We start from the raw sequence: 21,267 nt of genomic DNA on the forward strand, positions 1-21,267 counted from the left end.
CCGAACGACTAGTCCGTTCGGGGCCGTCGACCCCAGGAAAAAGTCGAGAACTACCCCTAAGGAGGGGAGGAATTCCGGCTCGAGGGGATCACTCTGACTACGACGCCAGAAGTTCTCGGGGGGCAGCGATGCCCCGCTGATGTCACCTGATCCCGCCGCATCGGTGGTGGTCAGCCGTTCGTGGGGCCGGCTGAACTCGAGGAGACATGGTGAGCTTGCTGTCGCCTGCACAGGCGCGCACGCACGCGGAGGCGCGCGTCGCAGGAGAGGCTTTCGTAGAGGCAGGTCGCGGGCCGGCGCACGGCCGGCTGGTGGCGCTGCTGCCCGCGCACGACGAGGAGGCGGCGCTCCCCGCCGCCCTCGCGTCGCTGCGGCGACAGACCAGGCCGCCGGACCGGGTGGTCGTGGTCGCCGACAACTGCACCGACCGGACGGCCGAGGTCGCCGGCGCCCTGGACGCCGAGGTCGTCATGACCACCGGCAACCTCCACAAGAAAGCCGGCGCACTGAACCAGGCGCTCGTGCGGCTGCTCCCGGACCTCGACGACCTGGACCTGGTCCTGGTGATGGACGCCGACTCCCTGCTCGACCCGGAGTTCCTGGCGTGCGCCCGCGACCACCTCGACGGTGCCGACGGCCGCCGCCGTCGCGACGGGCGACCGCTCGGCGGTGTCGGCGGCACCTTTCGAGGCGGCCCGGGCGGCGGCCTGCTCGGCACCTTCCAGCGCAACGAGTACGCCCGGTACGCCCGTGACGTCCGTCGCCGCCGGGGCAGGGCGCTCGTGCTGACCGGCACCGCCTCGGTCTTCCCGGTCCACGTGCTGCGCGAGGTCGCCGAGGGGCGGAGGCTCGGCCGGCTGCCGGACCAGAGCCGCTGCGGGAACGTGTACGACGTGCACGTCCTCACCGAGGACAACGAGCTGTCGCTGGCCCTGATGCACCTCGGCTACGCGATCCTCGCTCCGCGCGGCTGCACCTTGGAGACCGAGGTGATGACGACCTGGCGCTCCCTGGCGGACCAGCGCTGCCGCTGGAAGCGCGGAGCGCTGGAGAACATCGTCGACTACGGGCTGACCCGCGTGACCGCGTCCTACTGGGGCCGACAGCTGCTCAGCGTGCTCGGCCTGGTCGCCACCTGCGCCTACCTCGCGGCCATCGCCTGGGGTCTCGCGACCGAGCTCCGGCTGGACGCGTTCTGGCTGGCCGTCTCGCTCGTGTTCTGCCTCGAGCGCGTGGTGACCGTCCGCCGACGCGGCTGGCGCCAGATGCTGCTCGCGGCGCCCCTCGTGGTCGAGATGGCCTACGACGTCTTCCTCCAGCTGGTCCAGGGCCGCGCCTTCGCCCAGGCCATCGTGCGCTCCGAGAGGAGGTGGTGAGCGATGTACAACACCCCTGGTGCGGCCGCGACCGGCGGCGGGACCGGCCTGGCCATGACGGGCCTGACCGGCGCGCCGATCTGGGTCTTCCTCGCAGGCTTCGCGCTGCTGGCCCTCTCCCTGGCGATCCTGCGGATCGTTCCTCGGAGCGAGCGGTGAGGGCGTGGTCGGCGGGCCTGCTCGGGCTCTGCGGCCTGGGGCTCCTCTGCTGGCCGTTCCTGCAGCCCTCCGTGCAGGCGCACCGGACGGCGGTCGCGCAGGAGCGGCTCGCGGACGAGCTACCGGTCGGGGCCGCCGTCGCCGACGCCCGGGGCATCCCCGTGGCAGCACAACGCGGTGTCGGAGACCCGCTCGGCGTCCTGCGCATTCCGCGCCTCGGACCTGCGTGGGCCTGGGTCGCGGTCGAGGGCACAGGCCTGCCCCAGCTCGCCCTGGGCCCGGGCCACTACCGGCGCACGCCGCCGCCCGGCGCGCGCGGGAACGTCGGGATCGCCGCCCATCGCGCCGGCCACGGTGAGCCCTTCGCGGACTTCGACCGGCTCCGGCCGGGCGACGAGGTGGTCTTCGAGCAGGGTGAGCACCGCTGGACCTACCACCTGGAGACGGCGCCGCGCATCGTCGGGGTCGACGCCTCGTGGGTGCTGGCGCCGACGGACGGCCGGCGGCTGACGCTCACCACCTGCTGGCCGCGCTACGGGTCGAGCAAGCGGATGTTCGTGCGCGGCCGGCTGGTCCGGGCCGAGCGCCGGATGTCCGACGGCTGGCAGCCGGCGGGCCGGTCGGCCGGCGACCGGCCGGCCGCCGCGAGTGGTCGCTGACGTGCCGCGCGCAGGCTCGTCACGAGGGTGGCGATGGGCCCGGGCCCTGGTCGCGGGGGTCCTCGTGACCGGCGTCCTCCTCGGATGCGACCAGGCACCCGGAGGCGACCGTGGGGAGCGCGACACGGGGGCGGGCGGCACGGATCGCAGCGGGACGGGACAGGGGCCGTCGCGAGGGAGCGGCGGGTCGGACTGGAGTCCGCTGCCCACGCGCACGGCCGGACTGACGGTGCTCGCCCGGGCGGACAGGCACGGACTGCGGCTCTCGACCACCTCCGGCGAGCGCGCGTTCCTGGCCGGGGTCGACGTGGGCGCGACGGGCGATCGCGACGCGGAGCACCTGGCGCGGTGGTTCGGGCAGATGCGCGGGCTCGGCGTGCGCGTGGTCCGCACGCTCGACCTCCAGCCCCCCGCGTTCTACACCGCCCTCGTCGCGCACAACCAGGCACAGCCCGACGACCCGCTCTACCTCGTCCAGGGCGTGCGCCCGCCCGAACCTCCGCTCGCCGCCCCCGGAGCGGTGCTCACGGACCCCGCCGTCGGCCGGTCCTTCGACCAGGCGCTCCGCCGGGCCGTCGACGCCGTCCACGGCGCAGCCCCCGGTGGTTGGGAGGCCGACGCCTCCCGTTGGCTCGCCGCCTGGACCATCGGCACCGAGTGGGACCCGGCCCTGCTCTCGCGCACCGACGCCGCGGGCTCCGGCCGGACGGCCGGTGCCACTCCAACCGGCACCTACGTGACCGCCACCGAGGACGCCTCCCCCAGCGAGCGCTGGCTCGCGGCACGCCTGGACGCCGTCGCGGCCGCCGAGGCCGCGCGCGGTCGCAGCGTGCCGGTCTCCTTCGTCAGCTGGCCCACCACCGACCCGCTCGCCCACGAGGCCGCGTCGCCGGGCCCGGAGGCGGACACGGTGGGCCTGGACCCCCGCCACCTGAGGGCCACCGACCGCTGGCCGGGCGGCACCTTCGCGACTGTCCACGCCCCGCCGTACTACCCCGACTTCCTCCGCGACGACCCGGCGCTCGCCGAGGTCACCTGGCGCGGGGAGCCCGATCCGTACGCCGGGTACCTCACGGCACTGCGCGAGCACCTCGGGGACGTGCCGCTGGTGGTGGGTGCGCTCGGTGTGCCTGCGTCGTTGGGGTCGGCCCACCGTGGCCCCCGCGACCGGCACCAGGGGCCCCACTCCGAGCGTGACGCCTTGCGCATCGACGCCGAGCTCATCCGGCTGGTCCACGACCAGGGGGCGAGCGGGGCCTTTCTCGCCGCCTGGGCCGACGAGTGGGAACGCGGCACGTGGAACACCGCCGCCACGGTGGACCCGGCCGGCCGCGGCCGGTGGCACGACCCACTCACGGTCGACCAGTGGTCCGGCCTCCTCGCCGTCGAGAGCGGGTTCGTGCCCGGCTCCCTGGCCACCGCACGGGCGGCGCAGGGAGCGGTGCGCGGGCTCCTGGTGCGCGCGAGCCCGTCGTACCTGCACGTCATGGTGCTCGGACGCGACCGCGTCCCGCAGCGCCTCGACCTGCTGGTCGACTCGGTGCCGGGCGGCGGAGGCGAGGGTGCCGACCACCTGGTGCAGGTCGACACGGCGGCGGGCACCGCCCGCGCCTTCGCGCGGGCGGGCCTGGACCCCCTCCGCCTCTACGCGGGCCGGGATCTCGCGGCGGTGACCGAGACGACCTACTGGCGGCTGTACCGCCAGCTCACCAGCGCCAGCCGCACCGTCGGCGGCGGTGAGGTCCTGCCGCCGGAGACCAGCGCGGTCGGAGACCTCGTCGAGGGCTCGTGGGCGGTCGACCGAGGCGGGTACGACAGCTTGTCGACCTGGCAGGTCGACGAGCAGAACCGCGCACTCCGGCTGCGCCTGCCCTGGCCCCTGGTCGGGATCGCCGACCCGTCCCGCCGGGTGGCTGCTGGACCCGGGACGTCCGCGACGCTGGTCCCGGCACCCCACCTGGACCTGCGCGCCGACGTCGACGGCTCGCGGCTGGACCTGCGCTACCGCTGGCCGGCCTGGACGGCGCCTGAGCGCGAGGAGCGCCTCAAGGACGGCAGCGGGCTGGTCGCGGCCGCGTTCGCCGCCGTCTCGCCCTGACCGGCCGCCGCGGCGACGGCGGTCAGCGCCCGCCGCCCACCCGCAGCGTCGTGCCGGTGACGTACGACGCCTCGTCCGACATCAGCCAGGCGACCGCGTCGGCGACCTCCTCGGGGTCGCCGGGTCGGCCCATCGGCACGGTCGGCCCCACCCGGGCCAGCCGCCCGGGCTCGCCCGCGTCGGCGTGGATGGTGGTGTCGATGATCCCGGGCGCCACGGCGACGACCCGCACGCCGTCGCGGGCGACCTCCTGGGCCAGCCCGTGGGTCATCGCGTCGACGCCGGCCTTCGCGGCGGCGTACTGGACGTACTCCCCCGGAGCGCCGGTCGTCGCGGCGACGGACCCGATGGTGACCAGCACGCCGCCGGAGCCGCCGCGGCTGACCGCCATCGCGCGGACCGCCGCGCGGGCGACGTACAGGGCGGAGGTGAGGTTGAGCTCGACGGTCCGCGCGAGCACCTCGACCGGGGTGTCGGCCAACGGGCCGATGTGGAGCGTGGCGCCGGCGTTCGAGACCACCCCGGTGACCGGGCCGGCGGCCTCGAGGAGCGCGTCGACCTGCTCGGGGTCGACGACGTCCGCGCGCACGACGCTGCAGGTCGACCCGAGCGCCTCGACCTCGGCCGCCGTGCGGGCCGCCGCCTCCGCGTCGGCGCGGTAGGAGAGCACCAGGTCGTGCCCGGCCCGGGCGAGCCGCCGGGCGACCGCCGCGCCGATGCCGCGCGACCCTCCGGTGACCAGCGTGCGGGGACGAGCGTCGGGTGGCGTCATGGGCCCATCCTGGCGTGGTCCCGGCTGCGCGGGTCAGGCGTCCGGCGGCCGCTCGTTGTAGGTGCCGGCCTCGACCTGCCCGGTGAGCCGCTGGACGGCCGTCATCACCTCGTCGGTGAGCAACCGCCGCGCGCGGCCGAGCGGCATCCCGTCGTACCTCCCGCGCGGGTCGACCGGCGCGCCGAACGCCACGTCGACGTGCCTGACCCGCGGCAGCCGGGCCCCGACCGGCTGCAGCCGCTCGGTCCCGCGCAGCCCCACCGGCACGACCGGGACGCCGGCGGTCAGCGCGAGGTGCGCGACGCCGGTGCGACCGCGGTAGAGCCGACCGTCGCGCGAGCGGGTCCCCTCCGGGTAGATCCCGAACGCCTCGCCGCGGGCCAGCACCTCCAGCGCCGTGTCCAGGCTCGCCATCGCCGCCTTGGTGTCGTCGCGGTCCACCGGCAGCATCCCCAGCCCCTCGAACCACGCGCGCTGCAGCCACCCGGCCAGTCCTGGGCCGGTGAAGTAGTCGGACTTGGCGAGGAAGACGACCTTGCGCGGCACGACCACCGGGATGACCACGGAGTCGGCGAAGCTGAGGTGGTTGCTGGCCAGGATCACCGGGCCGGTCGCCGGGACGTGGTGCAGGCCGGTCACCGTGGGGCGCCACACCGCGCGTGCCAGCGGCGGCACGACCGCGTGGAGGACGCCGTACACCGACGGTGCGCTGGGCATGTCCAGCAGCATCCCGGTTACCCGTGGGTCAGCCGCATCGGCGGGATCACGAGCCCGGCGAGGACCGCTCCTCCTGCTCCTCGGCCTCGGCCTCGGCCTGCCGCTTCGCGGCGGCGTCCCTGCTGCGTCCGACCCGCGCCATCACCGGCGTGGCCAGGACGCCGTGGACGAGCACCGAGGCGACGATCGTGAACCCGACGGTCGACCACAGCCAGTCGGTTCCGAGCTCGTCGGACTCCCCCGCGGCGTAGGCCAGGTAGTACAGCGAGCCGATGCCGCGCACGCCGAAGAACGCCGCCGCCCACTTCTCCCCCCGGGTCATGCCGGGGTACGGCGCGCGCCGCCAGGCCGCGAGCGCGAGCGCCCCCGTGAGCGGCCGGATCACGAAGATGAGCCCGAGCCCGATCGCGACCCCGCGCAGGTCGAGGCTCTCGAGCAGGCCGCGGGTCAGCGCGATGCCGAGGACCAGCAGCACGAACAGCGTGAGCAGCCGCTCGAGCCGCTCGGCCACGTCGTGCATCGCGGCGTGGTAGTCGTGGCTGCGCTCGGCGGACCGGAAGGTCATCGCGCAGGCGAACACGGCGAGGAAGCCGTAGCCCTGGGCCACCTCGCCGACGCCGTACGCCGCCACCAGGGCCGCCAGCGCGAGGAGCGACTCGCCCCGCTCGGCCACGCGCAGCGACGCCGACTCCGACCGGAACGCGACGTAGGCGAGGACCCGGCCGACGAGGATGCCGGCCGCCACCCCGATGAGGACCTTGCCGACCAGGTAGAAGCCGATCCACGTCGGGAGCAGGTCCAGGCCCACGCCCTCGTGGGCGACGAGGATCGCCAGGTAGACGAAGGGGAAGGCCAGCCCGTCGTTGAGACCCGCCTCCGAGGTGAGGGTGAACCGCAGCTCGTCCTCCTCGTCGACCTCGTGCTCCTCGCCGGTGCGCGGGCCGGCGACCTGCACGTCCGAGGCGAGCACCGGGTCGGTCGGCGCCAGCGCACCTCCCAGCAGCAGCGCGGCGGCCAGGGGCAGCCCGGCCCACCACCAGCCGAGCAGCGTCACCGCCGCGATCGAGAGCGGCATGCCGATCGTCAGCAGCCGCCAGGTCGGGCCCCACGGCCGCCAGGAGGAGATCCGGCGGACCAGCAGCGGCCGGTCGATCGCCAGGCCGACGCCCATGAGCGCGACGATGACCACCAGCTCGGTGACGTGCTCGATCACCGCCCGGTTGGCCTGCGGGTCCAGCGGCAGGCCGTCGGGCAGCGAGGTGAGGCCGAGCAGCATGCCGACCCCGACCAGCACCATCGGCGAGGACACCGCCCAGCGGCTGAGCAGCTCGGGCAGGACGATCGCCAGGAGCAGTGCTCCGCCGGCGACGACGTAGACGACATCTGAGGTCACCACCCGCAGTACCCACCTCGCGCCCGCCCCGATCCGCCCGGCTGAGCCCGCGTACCCACCGGGGTTGAGCCGCGACCCCGGTCCGCCGACCCGTCGTCCCACGGTGCGATGGGGAGCATGAGCCCGACCGCCCTCGTCCCCTGCCCCACCTGCGGGTCCGCCGTGCCCCGCGACCGGCTCCGGCCGGCCGCCGAGCCCACCGCTGCCCCGGCCCCGACCCCCGCCCCTGCGCCCGCTGTCCCCGTCGTGCACGCCCCGCTGCCGACCTACCCCGTCGCCTCACCGCCGGCGCCGACCGCGGCCCGCCGCCGCGGCCGGGGCCTGCCGACGATGTCGGTCCCCGCGCTGCTCCTCGGCCTCGGCGCGCTGTGCCTGCTCGTCGCGGCCGTGGCGTTCCTCGCGGTCGCCTGGTCCACCCTCGGCGTGGGAGGCCGTACGGCGGTGCTCCTCGGCCTCACCGGCGCCGCGGCCGCGCTCGGCGTGGTGCTCGCGCGCCGGGGCCTGCGCGTCGCCGGTGAGTCCCTGTCCGTCGTCGCGCTCGGGCTGCTGGTCCTCGACGTCGTCGGTGCCGCCTCGGCCGGCTGGCTCGGCGACGCGAGCGGTACCGCCCTGGTGTGCCTGACCGCCGGCGTCCTCGCGCTGGCCGCCCTCGCCTGGCTCCCCACCGGCCTCGGGGCTCCGCAGGTCCTCGCCCCGGTCGCGCTCCTCGTCGCGGCGGTCGCCGCCGCCGGGCTCACCGGCCACCCGCACGCGGTCGCCACCGCCGCGACGGTCCTGCTCGTGGCCATGGCCGGGCTCGGCGTGCTCGCCGGAGCGCGGCTGCTGCCGTGGACCGCCGGGGTCGGGGCGGCCGTCGCCTGGGGGTCGCTGGCCCTCGGCGGGCTCGTCGAAGCGGCGACGTACCCCTCCCTCGGCGGGCTGTGGGCCGACGGCCACGCCCTGCCGCTGCTCACCGCCGCCGGCCTGCTCGCCGCCGCGGCGACGGCCTGGCGGCCCGCGCTCGCCGGCACCACCTCGGTGCTGACCCTCCTCGCCGTCCTCCCCGCCCTCGACGAGGGCGCCACGCCCGCCGGCCTGGCCGTCCTGGCCGCCCTGCTCGGCTGGTCCGCGCTCGGCCTGGTCACCCGCTCCGGGACCACCGCCGCGGTGCGCCTGCCGCTCGCCGGCGCCGGCGCCACCGCGGTCGCGCTCCTCGTGCTGCAGGTCGCCGAGGCCGTCGCCCGGGTCCTGCTGGTCGCCCCGCCGGCCACCGTCGACGCGGCCGTGCGCCTGCCCGCGACCGGCACGGCCCTGCACCCCGCGCTCGCGGCGACCTGGGCGCTCGCCCTCGCCGCGGCGTACGTCGTCGGCGTCGGCCGCGCCCTCCCGACCGCCGCGTGGGTCGCCGCCGCGGCCCTGGGCGCGGTCGTCGCGCTCGCCCTGCTGCCGGTCCCGCTGGCCGTCGTGGTCGCCGCCCTCGCGGTCGCCGGCCTGGTGGCCGTGCGCAGCCGGCTGCTCGCCGGCCTGCTGCTGCCGGCCACGGTCGTGGCCGCCCTCCCCAGCGAGGTCCTCACCGCCGGGGCGCTCGCGGCGCTGGTGGCCGGCTGCGCGCTCGTCCTGCACCGCGCCGTCGCCGCAGCGGTCCTCCCGGCCGCGCTCGCGGGCCTCGTGTGGACGGTGCTGGCGGTCGCCGACGTCGAGGTCGCCTGGCGCGCCGTGCCCGTCCTGCTCGCCGTCGCGGCGCTCGCACTGCTCCGCCCGCGCCCCGAGCTCGAAGCGGTCGCCGTGGCGTCCGGCGCCGTGGCCGCGGCGGTCGCGATCACCGGCCCGACCTCGCTCGCGGTGCACCTGACCGCCGCCGGCGCGCTGCTCACCGCGCACGCCCTCCTGGTGGCCGGCCGCCGGCCCGTCGCCTGGCTCGGCGGGCTGCTGCTCGCCGCCGCGACGTGGGTGCGGCTGGCCGAGATCGGCGTGACCGCGCCCGAGGCCTACACGCTGCCCTCGGCGGCGGCCCTGCTGCTCGTCGGGCTGGCGCGCCTGCGCCGCGACCCGGCGGCACCGACCGGGCCTGCGCTGACCCCGGGCCTGGTGCTCGCGACGGTCCCGACGCTGCTGTGGGTGCTCGCCCTCGAGCCGGTCTCGCTGCGAGCCGCGCTGCTCGGCCTCGGCTGCCTCGCGCTGGTCCTCGGCGGCACCTCGGTGCGGTGGAGCGCGCCGGTCGCGGTCGGCTGGGTGGTGGGCGCCGTGCTCGTCGTGCGCGAGCTCGCGCCGTACGCCGCCGCGACCCCGCAGTGGATCCTCATCGGCGCGGCCGGCACCGCCCTGACCGTCGTCGGGACCACCTGGGAGCGCCGCCTCGGCGACCTGCGCCGGGCGCAGGCCTACGTCGGGCGGCTGCGCTGAGCGTCGACCGCCCGCGGCTGGACGAACGCCTCGACGATGTCGACGTTCCCCGACGGGCGCAGCGGCGTGCCCTCCTCGAGGTAGGTCTGCCGGGCCTCGTCCTGGTGGCTCGGCGGGAGCGAGCCGTCCGCGCGGACCACGCGCCACCAGGGCACCGCGGCGCCGTGCTCGGCCATCACGTTGCCCACGCGGCGCGGGCCGAAGCGCCCGACCGCGTCGGCGATGGCGCCGTACGTCGTCACCCGGCCGCGCGGCACGGACTCGACGCAGGCGAGGACCGCCTCGACGTAGTCCTCGGGGTGCCGCACGGGCCCGACGCTAGCCGCTGCGCCGCGTCGGGCCCGTGGACCGCTCCCCCGTGAGGTCGGGACGTGGGGTCGTGCCGGTCAGAGGATCGGGTCGAAGGCCTCGGTCCCCTCGACCAGCTGCAGGCCGGCGATGCCGGAGTGCTGCTGGGCGAAGGCGAGCTCCTTGGCCAGGTCGCCGATGTTGTTCGACGCGGGCAGCGGCGCGAGGCCGAGCGTGGACAGCGTGCCGATGGCCTCGCCCTGCTTGTCGACGAACGCCGAGCCGGAGTCACCGGGGACGCCCGGAGTCAGGGTGTAGAGCGGGTGGCTCCAGCCGCCGTCGGCCGCGGCGTCGCCGAGGCTGATGCCGGTCTTCGGCGAGAGCAGCTCGACGCCGAAGCGCAGGCTGGAGTTGCCGTAGGAGTAGACCTGCTCGCCGGCCGACGTGCCGTCGGTGTCGATGCCGGTCGGGCCGCCCCAGAACGGGATGGAGGGGTTGACCTTGCCGACGTCGCCGGCGTCGACCTTGACCAGCGCGAAGTCGTTGTAGGCGCAGGTGTTCGGGTCGGTGGTGCCGACCTGGTCCATCGTGGCCCAGGAGGAGTAGACGAGCGTGCCGCCGCCGACGCGGGTGCCCTCGGAGATCAGGCTGCCGCCCTCGTTGAACGAGACCCGCGTGCCGAGCGGGAGCGAGTCGGCGAGGCAGCCGTCGGTGTCGGTCGCAGCGCCGGTGCCGGCGCAGTGCGCGGCGTACCCGACGTAGACGTTGCTCGAGGCGTCGGTGAAGACGAAGTTGGCGGTGCACTGGGCGCCCTCGGTGTACATCTGCACGCCCGGGTGGATCTTCGCCGAGCCCGCGGGCGCCCACTGCGGCGCAGCGGAGGCGGGCGCGGTGGTCACCATCGCCGTGCCGAGGACCGCGCTGGCGAGGACCGCGAGCGCCCCGGTGGCCCGTCGGGCGGTCCGGAGCGTGGTGGGACGTGCCTTCATCGAGTTCTGCCTTTCCGAGAGCGGACCGGGCGCACGAGGACACCCGGTGTGACGCCAGGCACAACGGCGGTGCAACCAGAAGGGTTACGTCGGCATGGCCCGAAATGACCAGACGGCCCGAGGTTTTTACCTCGGGCCGTCCGGAGCGGCGCACGCGCCGCGGGCTCTGCTGGGGGTGTCCTGCCGTTAGTACGACGGCTGGCTGGGGTCGATCTGGTTGACCCAGGCCACCACGCCGCCACCGACGTGGACCGCGTCGGAGTAGCCGGCGCCCTTGACGATCGCCAGCGTCTCGGCGGAGCGGACGCCGGACTTGCAGTGCATGACGACCTGCTTGTCGGCGGGCAGCTTCTCCAGCGCCGAGCCGTTGAGGAACTCGCCCTTGGGGATCAGCACCGAGCCGGGGATCTTGTTGATCTCGTACTCGTTGGGCTCGCGCACGTCGACGAGGACGAAGTCGCGGGTGCCCTCCTCGCGCTCCTTGAGCATGTGCTCGAGCTGGGTGACCGAGATCGTCGACCCGGCGGCGGCGTCGGCGGCCTCGTCGGAGATCGCGCCGCAGAAGGCGTCGTAGTCGATGAGGCCGGTGACGGTGGGGTTCTCACCGCAGAGCGCGCAGTTCGGGTCCTTGCGGACCTTCAGCTTGCGCCACTCCAGCTCGAGGGCGTCGTAGATGACCAGCTTGCCGATGGCCGGGTCCCCGATGCCGGTGAGGACCTTGATGGCCTCGTTGACCTGGATGGAGCCGATCGCGGCGCACAGCACGCCGAGCACGCCGCCCTCGGCGCAGCTGGGGACCATGCCCGGCGGCGGAGGCTCGGGGTAGAGGCAGCGGTAGCAGGGCGCGTCGTCGGCCATGGTGGGCGCGAAGACCGAGGCCTGGCCGTCGAAGCGGTAGATCGAGCCCCACACGTAGGGGATCCCCAGGAAGTACGCCGCGTCGTTGACCATGTAGCGCGTCGCGAAGTTGTCGGTGCCGTCGACGATCAGGTCGTAGCCCCGGAAGACGTCCATGACGTTGTCGTTGTCGAGGCGCTCCTCGTGCAGCACCACCTCGACGTACGGGTTCGCCTCGGCGATCGACTCCTTCGCCGAGACCGCCTTGGACTTACCGATGTCGGACTGGCCGTGGATGATCTGGCGCTGCAGGTTCGACTCGTCGACCTCGTCGAACTCCGCGATGCCCAGCGTGCCCACGCCCGCGGCGGCCAGGTAGAGCAGCGCGGGGCTGCCGAGGCCGCCGGCGCCGATGACGAGCACCTTGGCGTTCTTGAGCCGCTTCTGACCCGTCATCCCGACGTCGGGGATGATCAGGTGGCGGCTGTAGCGCCGTACCTCGTCGATGGTCAGCTCGTCGGCCGGCTCGACCAGCGGGGGAAAGCTCACGTCACGCTCCTCGTAGCGGTTCGTCGATCAGTGCCGGCACAACGCCGCAGCACCCCTCGATGTTCCCTCCATGGTCCCTCCGGCGCCCGCGGCCCCCGCGCCGCCGTCCCGTCATCCGGACCGGGGTGACCGGCGGGTAGAGTCCCGGCACGCAGCGCCGGTCGTCCGGTGGGTGCACCGGAGGACGGGAGGAGCGGATCGTGAGCACAGGGCAGTACGACGTCGACAACGCCCGGCCCCGGGGTGGGCGGATGCCGCGTCGCGAGCGACGCGCCCAGCTGCTCGAGTCGGCCCTCGAGGTCTTCGTGGCGCAGGGCTACCACGCGGCCGCGATGGACGACATCGCCGACCGCGCCGGCGTCTCCAAGCCGGTGCTCTACCAGCACTTCCCCGGCAAGCTCGACCTCTACCTCGCGCTGCTGGACCGCTCCTGCGACGCGATCATCGACAGCTGCCGCCAGGCGCTCGCCTCGACCCACGACAACAAGCTGCGCGTGGCCGCGGCGGTCGACGCGTTCTACGAGTACGTCGCCCAGGAGTCCGGCGCGTTCCGGCTCGTCTTCGAGTCCGACCTCACCAACGAGCCGGCCGTCCGCGAGCACGTCGACCGGGTGACCACCGAGTGCGCCGCGATGATCGCCGAGGTCATCCAGGCCGACACCGGCCTCTCCGACGCCGCCGCCCGTCTACTGGCGGTCTCCCTGGTGGGAATGGCGCAGGTCAGCTCGCGGTTCTGGCTCTCCGAGGGCGGCGGCATCAGCCGCTCCGACGCCGCGGCGCTGGTCTCCGGGCTGGCCTGGCGCGGCATCGGCGGCTACCCGCTCGACCACTGACCCTCGACCGACCCCTCTCCCGCACCGCGGGACAGACCTGAAGGAGGACCTCGTGGAGGTCAAGATCGGTGTCCAGCACGCCCCCCGTGAGCTCGTCGTCGAGACCGACGAGTCCGCCGACGCCGTCCAGCAGCTCGTCGCCGAGGCGGTCAGCGCCGGCACGGTGCTCACGCTGACCGACAGCAAGGGCCGCAAGCTCGTCGTCCCCGCTGCGAAGATCGCCTACGTCGAGATCGGCGGGGGCGTGGCCGGCCAGGTCGGTTTCCGCTCCTAGCTCCCCACCCGCTCGCGAGCCCGCCTCGTGATGCCGAGCGTGCGCCAGGGCGCACGCTCAGCATCACGAGGCGTTCGTGTCTAGTGGGCCAGGCCGAGCTCGGCCATCCGCTCGGCGTGCCGCTCGGTGATCCGCGCGAACATCCGGCCGATGGCGGCGAGGTCGAGCCCCGGCCGGTCGACGCCGCCGGCGAGCAGCGCCGAGAGCGCGTCCCGCTCGGCCGCGACCCGCTGGGCCTGGGTGAGCGCCTCCCCCATCAGGCGGCGACCCCACAGGGCGAGCCGGCCGCCGAGGCGCGGGTCGGCACCGATGGCCGCGCGCACCCGGTCGACGACGAAGGCGGCGTGCCCGCTGTCCTCGAGCGAGGAGACGACCAGGTCGCGGGTGGTGGCGTCGAGGTAGGCCGCGATCTCGCGGTAGAAGTCGTCGGCGAGCGCGTCGCCGACGTACGCCTTTATCAGGCCCTCGTACCAGTCCGAGGGCGCCGTGTGCTCGTGGAAGCGGTCGATCGCCTCGCGGAACGGTGCCATCGCGGCGAACGGGTCCGCGCCGAGCTCCGCGATCCGCCCGTGGATCCCGGCGACCTTGCCGAACTCCCTGGCCGCCATCCCCGCGATCGCGACCTTGTCCTCCAGGGACGGCGCCAGCTTGGCGTCCTCCGCGAGCCGCTCGAAGGCGGAGATCTCGCCGTAGGCGATCGCGCCCAGCAGGTCGACGACCGCCTCGCGGTACTCAGGGTCCTGGAGCGCCAGCGGCGCGTCCTCCCCCGCCGGTCCGTCCGTCGATGCCGTCACGTGCGCACCCTACCGATAAGGTGGAGGCGCACGAGGCTGCCTCCCGGCGCTCGTCCCGCTCGGACCGAGCGCCTCGCCGGCGGCCCGCACGTATGTGCGCGGCAGACCTCCCCAGCGGTCCTCCAGGACCCCGTGAGTCCGCCGCACCAGGACACCTTCGGTCGATCCGGCCGGAACTCACGAAAGCAGAAGAACACTGACCACCACGACCTTCCGAGAGCTCGGGGTGCTTCCCGAGATCTGCGACGCCCTCGAGCGTCACGGCATCACGACCCCGTTCGCGATCCAGGAGATGACCCTCTCCGTCGCCCTCATGGGCACCGACCTCATCGGCCAGGCCCGCACGGGCACCGGCAAGACCCTCGCCTTCGGCATCCCGGTGCTCCAGCGCAGCGTCTCCCCGAAGGACCCGGCGTACGCCGACCTCCCGCAGGGCAAGCCGCAGGCCCTCATCGTCGCGCCGACCCGCGAGCTCGCGCTCCAGGTCTCCAACGACCTCCACATCGCCAGCGAGGACACCGGCCTCCGCGTGCTCACCGTCTACGGCGGCGTCGGCTACGACACCCAGCTCGACGCGCTCGAGGCGGGCGTGGACATCGTCGTCGGCACGCCCGGGCGCCTCATCGACCTGGCCAACCGCCGGTCGCTCGACCTCTCGCACGTCCACGCGCTGGTGCTCGACGAGGCCGACGAGATGCTCGACCTGGGCTTCCTGCCCGACGTCGAGCGCATCTTGAAGATGACGCCCGAGACGCGCCAGACGATGCTGTTCTCCGCCACGATGCCCTCGGCGATCGTCGCGCTGGCCCGCACCCACATGCGGCACCCGATGAACATCCGCGCGGAGTCGTCGTACGACACCACGATGGTGCCGGCGACCGCACAGTTCATCTACCAGGCCCACGACCTCGACAAGCCGGAGATCATCGGGCGCGTCCTGCAGGCCGAGGACGCCGAGAAGATCATCGTCTTCACCCGCACCAAGCGGCAGTCGCAGCGCGTGGCCGACGACCTGGTCGAGCGCGGCTTCAGCGCCAGCCCGCTGCACGGCGACATGGCGCAGGTGGCGCGCGAGAAGGCGCTCGCGAAGTTCCGCGAGGACAAGATCCGCGTCCTCGTCGCCACCGACGTCGCCGCCCGCGGCATCGACGTCCGCGGCGTCTCGCACGTCATCAACTACACCTGCCCCGAGGACGACAAGACCTACGTCCACCGGATCGGCCGCACCGGCCGCGCCGGCGCCACCGGCACCGCGATCACCTTCGTGGACTGGGCCGACCTGCACCGGTGGAAGATGATCAACAAGGCGCTCGACCTGCCCTTCGACGAGCCGGTCGAGACCTACTCCACCTCCGAGCACCTCTTCACCGACCAGGGCATCCCGGCCGGCACCAAGGGCCGCATCGTGCCCCCGAAGCCGGTGGAGAAGAAGGAGCGCTCCGACCGGGGCGACCGCGGCGGGGCGGACCGCGGCGAGCGGCCCGCCCGGAACCGCAACCGGAGCCGGACCCGCACCCGCAGCGGCGCGACGGTCGCCGAGGGCACCTCGGACGCCGGCGCCACCGTGGCCGCCTCCGCCGACCAAGCGCCCGCCGAGGGCGCGCCCAGCCGCAACCGTCGTCGCCGCCGTCGCGGTGGCTCGGGCGGCGCGGGCGAGGGCCAGCCGGCCGCCGCCGGCGCGGAGGACTGACCTCCACGCCGACCCGGCACCCGACGTACGACGAGGGGCCGCCCGATCCGATCGGGCGGCCCCTCGTCGTGTCCGGGAGGACCTAGGCCACGCGGCCGGTCACCAGGTGCTGCAGCCGGACCTCGTGGCCCGGCGCGACGCCGTGCGCGCGGTCGAGCTCGAGGACGCCCTCCAGCGCGGTGACGGTGACGTCGACCAGCCCCGCGGCGCGCAGCGCGTCCGCCGTCGGGTCGATGCTCGGGGCCTCGGCGAGCGGCAGCGCGGCGCGCACCTCCGCGTCGTACGCCGCGGCGAAGGCGTCGCCGGCGCCCGCGCCGATCCCCTCGGGGAACCACGTGCTGTCGACCATCGCGACGACGCCGCCGGGCCGCAGGAGCCGCGCCCAGCGGCGGACCGCGGCGACGGGCTCGCGCAGCGTCCACATGACGTAGCGCCCGACGACCGCGTCGAACGAGCCCGCCGGGAGGTCGGGGTCGACGGCGTCGCCGCGCACGAACCGCGGCGGCGACGCCAGGCCGGCGGCGTGCTGCTGGGCTCGGGCGAGCATGCCGTCGGCGAGGTCGATGCCGGTCACCCGGTGGCCGGCCGCGGCCAGGAGGCAGGCGACGTGCCCGCTGCCGGTGCCGACGTCGAGCACGTCGGCCGGCGCCGCCGGGAGGGCCGAGCGCCAGACCTCCGTCCACGCCGCGCGGTCGAGGTCGCGGCGCTCGGGACGTTGCTGGTGGTCGTCGTAGGCGGGGGCGCGGCGGGTCCAGTAGGCGTCGATGCGCTCCTGGACGGGGGCGTCGGTCATGCGGGCTCCTTCAGGGAGGTGGCTGGTGCGGCTGGGACGGGGGCGGCGAGGGGCTCGAAGAGCAGGTGCAGCCGCCCCTCGAGGCGGACCGGGCGGACGCCGATGCCGTAGACCGGCTCGAGCACCGCCGGGTCCAGGACCTCCTCGGCCGGGCCCGCGGCGACGACCCGGCCGCCGGCGGCGCGACCGCCGAGGAGGACGAGGTCGTCGCAGTAGCGCGCCGCGAGGTTGAGGTCGTGCAGCACCACGACGACGCAGGTGCCGGCGTCGTGGGCGAGGGAGCGCACCAGGCCCAGCACCTCGTGCTGGTAGCGGACGTCGAGGTGGTTGGTGGGCTCGTCGAGCAGCAGGTGGGTGGCCTCCTGCGCGAGCGCCCGCGCGATGAGGACACGCTGCCGCTCGCCGCCGGAGAGCTCGGCGTGGGACCGACCCGCGAGGTGGCCGGCCCCGACCCGGGCGAGGCTCTCGGCCGCGACCCTCCGGTCGTGGACGCCCGCGCGCTGGAAGGCACCCAGCCGGGGGCTGCGCCCGAGCAGGACCATCTCGGCCACCGTGAGGGTCGAGTCGTCCGCGGCCTCCTGCACCACGACGGCCAGCCGGCGGGCCGCCTCCCGGGCCCCGAGGCCGGCCAGGTCCTCGCCGTCGACCGACACCCGGCCGGTCGCGCCCCGCAGGGCGCCGTGGAGCAGCCGCAGCAGGGTGGTCTTGCCGCTGCCGTTGGGCCCGATCAGGCCCAGCACGCGGCCGGGCTCGGTGCGCAGGTGGACGCCCGCGACGACCGGCCCGGCGGCGTACGCCCAGGAGACGTCGTGGGCGGTGATCACGGCGCGACCTCCTCGAGCCGGTCGACGAGGTTCTCCAGGCCGGTCACCGACAGCGGGGTGGGCGGCTCGGTGAAGTTGAACAGCTGGGTGACCACCCGCCCCTCGCGCAGCGCCGTCAGCCGCTCCGCGCCCGGCAGGTCGGCGACGGCCGCCTCGACCGCCGCGGGGTCGCCGTCGCCGTGAAGGAGGACGAGCACGTCGGGGTCGCGGCCGAGCAGCTCCTCGAGGGTCACCTCGAAGACCCGCTCGTCGACGTTGCCGAAGACGTTCTCGAGCCCGGCGGCCTCGAGCTGCGGCTGCGCCATGCTGCGGGTGCCGTAGGCGTACGTCGTGCCGCCACCGACGGTCGGGTAGAGCACCGCGGCGCTCAGCCCGGAGCCGGCACCGACCCGGTCCTCGACGGCGCGGACGCGCGCGCGGAGGTCCACCACGGCCGCCTCGGCCTGCTCGGGCCGGTCGAAGACCCGGCCGTAGGTCCGCAGCTGCTCCTCGACGTCGTCGAAGCCCGGGTCGGCCAGGCCCTCGTCGCACAGGCCCGGCTCCTCGAGCAGGGGGATGCCGACGGCCGCCAGCGAGCCGCGCGAGAGGTTGTCGACCTCGCCGACGACCAGGTCCGGCTCCTGGCCGATCACGGTCTCGCGCGAGATCTGCAGGTGGCCCGCGGTGTCCGTGCGGTCGGTGAGCAGCGGGATCTCGTCGAGCTCGGCGCGCGTGTCCTCGTCGTAGTAGCCGGCGGGGTACTGACCGGCCCGCGCCGTCACCCGGTCGAGCACGTCGAGCTCGCGCAGGAACGGCACCGAGGCGCTCTTGAGCAGCACGACCCGCTCGGGCGGAGCGGCGAAGGTGACCTCGGCGCCGCAGTTCTTGACGGTGACCGGGTAGGCGTCGCCGGCGGTCGCGGGGGACGCTGCGCCGGCGCCGGCACCGGCGTGGCCGCAGGCGGTGAGGGCGAGCGTCGCGGACAGCAGGACGGCGGACAGGACCGGACGGGACACGGTGGCCTCTCAGGTGGTCGTGGCGTGGAGCCGGCGGACGAGGAGCAGGAGGAACGGCGCGCCGACGAGGGAGGTGATGATCCCGATCGGGATCTCCTGCGGCTGGAGCAGCACCCGGGCGACGACGTCGGCCCAGACGAGGAGGACAGCGCCCATCAGCGCGGCGACGGGCACGACCCGCACGTGCCGCCCGCCGACCGCGCGGCGGGCGAGGTGCGGGACGACCAGGCCGACGAAGCCGATGCTCCCCGCGGCGGAGACCAGGACCCCGACGCAGAGCGCGACGACCAGCAGCAGGAGCGTGCGGAAGCGGTCGGGCGACGTGCCGAGCGCCCGGGCGGTGTCGTCGCCGAGCGCGAGCACGTCCAGCCGCCGGCCCCACCCGGTCAGCAGCACGAGCGTGGCCAGCACGACGACCGCGACCACGGCCAGCGGCGCGTCCCACTGCGCCAGCCCGAGCGACCCGAGCAGCCAGAACATCACCGAGCGGGCACCCTCCGCGGAGCCGGAGGCGAAGATGAGGAAGCTCGTGGCGGCGTACAGCGCGTAGCCGACGGCGACCCCCGCCAGCAGCAGCCGCACCGAGGTGACCCGGCCGGCCGAGCGGGCGACGGCGAAGACCAGGGCGGAGGCGGCGAGGGCGCCGAGGAAGGCGCTCGCCGGCAGCGCGTGCTCGCCGAGGCCGGACCCGAACCCGAACAGGATGGCCGCGGCCGCGCCGCTGGAGGCGCCGGAGTTGACGCCGAGGAGGTACGGGTCGGCCAGCACGTTGCGGACCATCGCCTGGAGGGCGACGCCGCAGACGGCCAGGCCGGCCCCGGCGAGCACGCCGAGGACCACGCGCGGCAGCCGCACCTGCCACACGATGGCGTCCTGCGGCAGGCTCCACGTCACCTCGCCGGGCACGCCGAGCAGGTGGTGGCCGAGCACCCGCGCGACGGTGGCCGGGGGTACGGCGACCGCCCCGGCCCCGACGCCCACCACGACGGTCGCCACCAGCAGGCAGCCCAGGCCGACGAGCCACGCCGTCGCGCGCAGCGACCCCCACCGCTCCGCCGCGTGGAGGTCGGTCGCCACCACGCTCATCCGCGTCCCTTGTTGCACATGACTTGCAACAACTTATCGGTCGCGTCTCTGCGGACGGCACGGGGGTGCAGGAGTCCCCGGTGAACCGGGGACTCCTGCACATACCGGGGCAGATCTCCCCTGAGAAGTGCAGGAGCTCCCTGAGAAGTACGCCGCCGAGCGGGCGGCCGCGGGTCAGGCGGTGACGACGACCGTGGTGCCGAGCGGGGCGAACTCCCACAGGGCGATGGCGTCCGCGCGCTTCTGCCGGATGCAGCCGTGCGAGAGCGGGGTGCCGAGCTGGGCGACCGTCTGCACCTTGCGGCCCTCGTCGACGGGGATGTCGTGGAAGCCGATCGCGGCGCGCTCGCCCTGGGTGAACCGCACGAAGTACTTCATCGTGCCGGAGTCGTCGATGCCGTACGCCTGCTCGGAGCGGGAGTACACGGCGTACGTCCCGGGATCGAGGTTGTCCTCGACGCTGCCCGAGACGAGGTAGGTGCGCACGACCCGCTTGCGGCCCTCGACCAGCCAGACGCGCTGGCGGCTCTCGCTGAAGACGACGCGGGTGCCGCGGCCGCTGTCGGGCGGGAGCGAGGTGTCCTGCTGCGGGTCGAGCGCCGGCTCCTGACCGGCCTCCTCCCCCGCGGACTGCTCCCCCGCGGACTGCTCCTCTGCAGCCAGGGCGAGCGCGGAGGCGCTGCCCTCGTCCTCGGGGGCGGGCGTCGTCGAGCCGACCGCCGGGTCACGCGCGACCGCCGCGGACGTGCCGGCGCTGTCGGCGGCGGACGTCGCGTCCCCCAGCACCCCGGTGCCACCGAGCACCGCGACCGCGGTGACCGCGAGCGAGGCCGCCAGCGTCGCGATCCGGCCGTAGCGCGGCCGGACCGGGGTGGCGCGGTGACTGCCCACGTCAGGCCTCCCGCGCGGGCTTCCGGGCGGGCTTCCGGGTCGCCCGGCGGGGGCGGGCGGCGCGCTCGACCAGGGCCACGGCGACCTCCCGGTAGGCCTGGGCGCCCTTGCTGCTGCGGCTGGTGGCCAGGATCGACCGGCCGGCTGCGGGCGCCTCGGCGAACTTGATCGTCTTGGGGATCGGCGGCTCGACCACGTCGAGGGAGTAGGTCTCCGCGATCGTCTCGAGCACCGTGCGGGAGTGGTTCGTGCGGCCGTCGAAGAGGGTGGGCAGCACGCCCCAGACCTCGAGCCGCTTGTTGGTGAAGCGGCGTACGTCGTGGACGGTGTCGAGCAGCTGGCCGACGCCGCGGTGCGAGAGCGTCTCGCACTGCAGCGGGACGAGCACCCCGTCCGCGGCGGTGAGCGCGGCGACCGTGAGCACCCCCAGGGAGGGCGGGCAGTCGAGCAGCACCCAGTCGTAGGTGTCCTCGAGGTCCTCGATGACGCCCTTGACGACGTGCTCGCGGCCGGTGCGGGTGAGCAGGTCGGCCTCGGCGCGGGCCAGCTCGATCGTGGCCGGGAGCAGGTCGACGCCGTCCTCGGTCTCGATGACGACCTCGGTCGCGTCGACGCCCTGGGTCAGCACCTGGTGGACCGACGTCTCGAGGTCCTCGGGATCGATGCCGAGGGAGAAGGTCAGGCACGCCTGCGGGTCGAGGTCCACCAGCAGCACGGAGTGCCCGAGCTCGGCGAGCGCCGCGCCCAGCGAGGCGACCGTCGTCGTCTTGGCGACGCCGCCCTTCTGGTTGGCGATCGCGAGTGTGGTGGTCATCGTCGCTCATCATGCCCGAGACCGCGCTCCGGAACGGGGCGACACCGCTGTTGC

At 75.0% G+C, this 21,267-nt stretch carries 20 protein-coding genes and 1 pseudogene; 8 read left to right on the forward strand and 13 right to left on the reverse strand.

Annotation, left to right across the window (positions count from 1 at the left end; translation table 11 throughout):
- Positions 1-311: 311 nt before the first annotated feature.
- From QWY28_RS18325 to QWY28_RS18340, 4 genes are all read left to right on the forward strand, one after another.
- Entirely contained in the window at positions 312-1,376 is a 1,065-nt protein-coding gene (locus QWY28_RS18325) for a glycosyltransferase family 2 protein (RefSeq protein WP_300954029.1), read from the forward strand.
- Positions 1,377-1,379: 3 nt separating this feature from the next.
- Positions 1,380-1,535, forward strand: coding sequence for a hypothetical protein (locus QWY28_RS18330; protein ID WP_300954030.1), 156 nt, complete (start codon positions 1,380-1,382; stop codon positions 1,533-1,535).
- Entirely contained in the window at positions 1,532-2,194 is a 663-nt protein-coding gene (locus QWY28_RS18335) for a sortase (protein ID WP_300954031.1), read from the forward strand. Before QWY28_RS18330 ends, QWY28_RS18335 begins: the two co-directional genes overlap by 4 nt.
- A gap of 229 nt (positions 2,195-2,423) precedes the next feature.
- Positions 2,424-4,292, forward strand: a complete 1,869-nt coding sequence (locus QWY28_RS18340; protein ID WP_300954032.1) for a hypothetical protein — start codon at positions 2,424-2,426, stop codon at positions 4,290-4,292.
- Between the two features lie 22 nt (positions 4,293-4,314).
- Here QWY28_RS18340 and QWY28_RS18345 read toward each other — a convergent pair whose 3' ends face one another.
- Genes QWY28_RS18345 through QWY28_RS18355 form a run of 3 tightly spaced genes read right to left on the reverse strand, consistent with a single transcriptional unit; the run spans position 4,315 to position 7,177 of the window.
- Positions 4,315-5,064, reverse strand: a complete 750-nt coding sequence (locus QWY28_RS18345; protein ID WP_300954033.1) for an SDR family oxidoreductase — start codon at positions 5,062-5,064, stop codon at positions 4,315-4,317.
- 33 nt (positions 5,065-5,097) lie between these two features.
- Complete coding sequence (locus QWY28_RS18350) at positions 5,098-5,781, reverse strand: lysophospholipid acyltransferase family protein (RefSeq protein ID WP_300954034.1); 684 nt, start codon at positions 5,779-5,781, stop codon at positions 5,098-5,100.
- Positions 5,782-5,827: 46 nt separating this feature from the next.
- Positions 5,828-7,177, reverse strand: a complete 1,350-nt coding sequence (locus tag QWY28_RS18355) for a cation:proton antiporter (RefSeq protein WP_300954035.1) — start codon at positions 7,175-7,177, stop codon at positions 5,828-5,830.
- Between the two features lie 114 nt (positions 7,178-7,291).
- On the opposite strand from QWY28_RS18355, the gene QWY28_RS18360 reads away from it, so the two are divergent.
- The gene (locus tag QWY28_RS18360; protein ID WP_300954036.1) at positions 7,292-9,556 is read left to right on the forward strand and encodes an SCO7613 C-terminal domain-containing membrane protein; all 2,265 of its coding nucleotides are present in this window, start codon (positions 7,292-7,294) and stop codon (positions 9,554-9,556) included.
- Here the strand turns inward: QWY28_RS18360 and QWY28_RS18365 are convergent.
- From QWY28_RS18365 to moeZ, 3 genes are all read right to left on the reverse strand, one after another.
- The gene (locus QWY28_RS18365; RefSeq protein ID WP_300954038.1) at positions 9,535-9,864 is read right to left on the reverse strand and encodes an MGMT family protein; all 330 of its coding nucleotides are present in this window, start codon (positions 9,862-9,864) and stop codon (positions 9,535-9,537) included. The two genes, QWY28_RS18360 and QWY28_RS18365, sit on opposite strands and share 22 nt — an antisense overlap.
- Positions 9,865-9,942: 78 nt before the next feature.
- On the reverse strand, positions 9,943-10,833 hold the full coding sequence (locus tag QWY28_RS18370) for a hypothetical protein (RefSeq protein WP_300954039.1): 891 nt from the start codon (positions 10,831-10,833) through the stop codon (positions 9,943-9,945).
- 186 nt (positions 10,834-11,019) lie between these two features.
- Positions 11,020-12,219, reverse strand: a complete 1,200-nt coding sequence (gene moeZ, locus QWY28_RS18375; RefSeq protein WP_300954040.1) for an adenylyltransferase/sulfurtransferase MoeZ — start codon at positions 12,217-12,219, stop codon at positions 11,020-11,022.
- 251 nt (positions 12,220-12,470) lie between these two features.
- Between moeZ and QWY28_RS18380 the strand changes: the two genes are divergently transcribed.
- On the forward strand, positions 12,471-13,052 hold the full coding sequence (locus tag QWY28_RS18380) for a TetR/AcrR family transcriptional regulator (RefSeq protein ID WP_300954164.1): 582 nt from the start codon (positions 12,471-12,473) through the stop codon (positions 13,050-13,052).
- Positions 13,053-13,104: 52 nt separating this feature from the next.
- Positions 13,105-13,326 (forward strand): DUF3107 domain-containing protein, encoded by a 222-nt coding sequence (locus QWY28_RS18385; RefSeq protein ID WP_300954041.1) that lies wholly within the window; start codon positions 13,105-13,107, stop codon positions 13,324-13,326.
- A gap of 80 nt (positions 13,327-13,406) precedes the next feature.
- Here the strand turns inward: QWY28_RS18385 and QWY28_RS18390 are convergent, their stop codons facing one another.
- Positions 13,407-14,120, reverse strand: coding sequence for a ferritin-like fold-containing protein (locus QWY28_RS18390; RefSeq protein WP_300954042.1), 714 nt, complete (start codon positions 14,118-14,120; stop codon positions 13,407-13,409).
- A gap of 136 nt (positions 14,121-14,256) precedes the next feature.
- On the opposite strand from QWY28_RS18390, the pseudogene QWY28_RS18395 reads away from it, so the two are divergent.
- A pseudogene (locus QWY28_RS18395) lies at positions 14,257-15,896 on the forward strand (DEAD/DEAH box helicase); the annotation flags it as partial.
- Here the strand turns inward: QWY28_RS18395 and QWY28_RS18400 are convergent.
- The 6 genes from QWY28_RS18400 to QWY28_RS18425 all read right to left on the reverse strand — a co-directional run bounded on the left by QWY28_RS18400 (position 15,893) and on the right by QWY28_RS18425 (position 21,213).
- Entirely contained in the window at positions 15,893-16,603 is a 711-nt protein-coding gene (locus QWY28_RS18400) for a class I SAM-dependent methyltransferase (RefSeq protein ID WP_300954044.1), read from the reverse strand. The pseudogene QWY28_RS18395 and the gene QWY28_RS18400 overlap by 4 nt on opposite strands.
- Complete coding sequence (locus QWY28_RS18405; protein ID WP_300954045.1) at positions 16,600-17,427, reverse strand: ABC transporter ATP-binding protein; 828 nt, start codon at positions 17,425-17,427, stop codon at positions 16,600-16,602. Before QWY28_RS18405 ends, QWY28_RS18400 begins: the two co-directional genes overlap by 4 nt.
- Positions 17,424-18,422, reverse strand: a complete 999-nt coding sequence (locus QWY28_RS18410) for an ABC transporter substrate-binding protein (RefSeq protein ID WP_300954046.1) — start codon at positions 18,420-18,422, stop codon at positions 17,424-17,426. The genes QWY28_RS18405 and QWY28_RS18410 overlap by 4 nt, the downstream gene beginning before the upstream one ends.
- A 9-nt stretch (positions 18,423-18,431) precedes the next feature.
- Entirely contained in the window at positions 18,432-19,508 is a 1,077-nt protein-coding gene (locus QWY28_RS18415; protein WP_300954048.1) for a FecCD family ABC transporter permease, read from the reverse strand.
- A 174-nt stretch (positions 19,509-19,682) separates the two neighbouring features.
- Positions 19,683-20,399, reverse strand: a complete 717-nt coding sequence (locus QWY28_RS18420; RefSeq protein ID WP_300954050.1) for a L,D-transpeptidase — start codon at positions 20,397-20,399, stop codon at positions 19,683-19,685.
- A 1-nt stretch (position 20,400) separates the two neighbouring features.
- Positions 20,401-21,213, reverse strand: a complete 813-nt coding sequence (locus QWY28_RS18425; protein ID WP_300954052.1) for a ParA family protein — start codon at positions 21,211-21,213, stop codon at positions 20,401-20,403.
- Positions 21,214-21,267 lie beyond the last annotated feature (54 nt).

Source organism: Nocardioides oceani (assembly GCF_030412965.1).
GTDB classification, from domain to species: domain Bacteria; phylum Actinomycetota; class Actinomycetes; order Propionibacteriales; family Nocardioidaceae; genus Nocardioides; species Nocardioides oceani.

Coding starts and splice junctions, on each gene's coding strand:
- QWY28_RS18330 (WP_300954030.1), top strand. CDS start 1,380: ATGTACAACACCCCTGGTGCGGCCGCGACCGGCGGCGGGACCGGCCTG.
- QWY28_RS18345 (WP_300954033.1), bottom strand. CDS start 5,064: ATGACGCCACCCGACGCTCGTCCCCGCACGCTGGTCACCGGAGGGTCG.
- QWY28_RS18350 (WP_300954034.1), bottom strand. CDS start 5,781: ATGCCCAGCGCACCGTCGGTGTACGGCGTCCTCCACGCGGTCGTGCCG.
- QWY28_RS18360 (WP_300954036.1), top strand. CDS start 7,292: ATGAGCCCGACCGCCCTCGTCCCCTGCCCCACCTGCGGGTCCGCCGTG.
- QWY28_RS18370 (WP_300954039.1), bottom strand. CDS start 10,833: ATGAAGGCACGTCCCACCACGCTCCGGACCGCCCGACGGGCCACCGGG.
- QWY28_RS18380 (WP_300954164.1), top strand. CDS start 12,471: ATGCCGCGTCGCGAGCGACGCGCCCAGCTGCTCGAGTCGGCCCTCGAG.
- QWY28_RS18400 (WP_300954044.1), bottom strand. CDS start 16,603: ATGACCGACGCCCCCGTCCAGGAGCGCATCGACGCCTACTGGACCCGC.
- QWY28_RS18415 (WP_300954048.1), bottom strand. CDS start 19,508: ATGAGCGTGGTGGCGACCGACCTCCACGCGGCGGAGCGGTGGGGGTCG.
- QWY28_RS18425 (WP_300954052.1), bottom strand. CDS start 21,213: ATGACCACCACACTCGCGATCGCCAACCAGAAGGGCGGCGTCGCCAAG.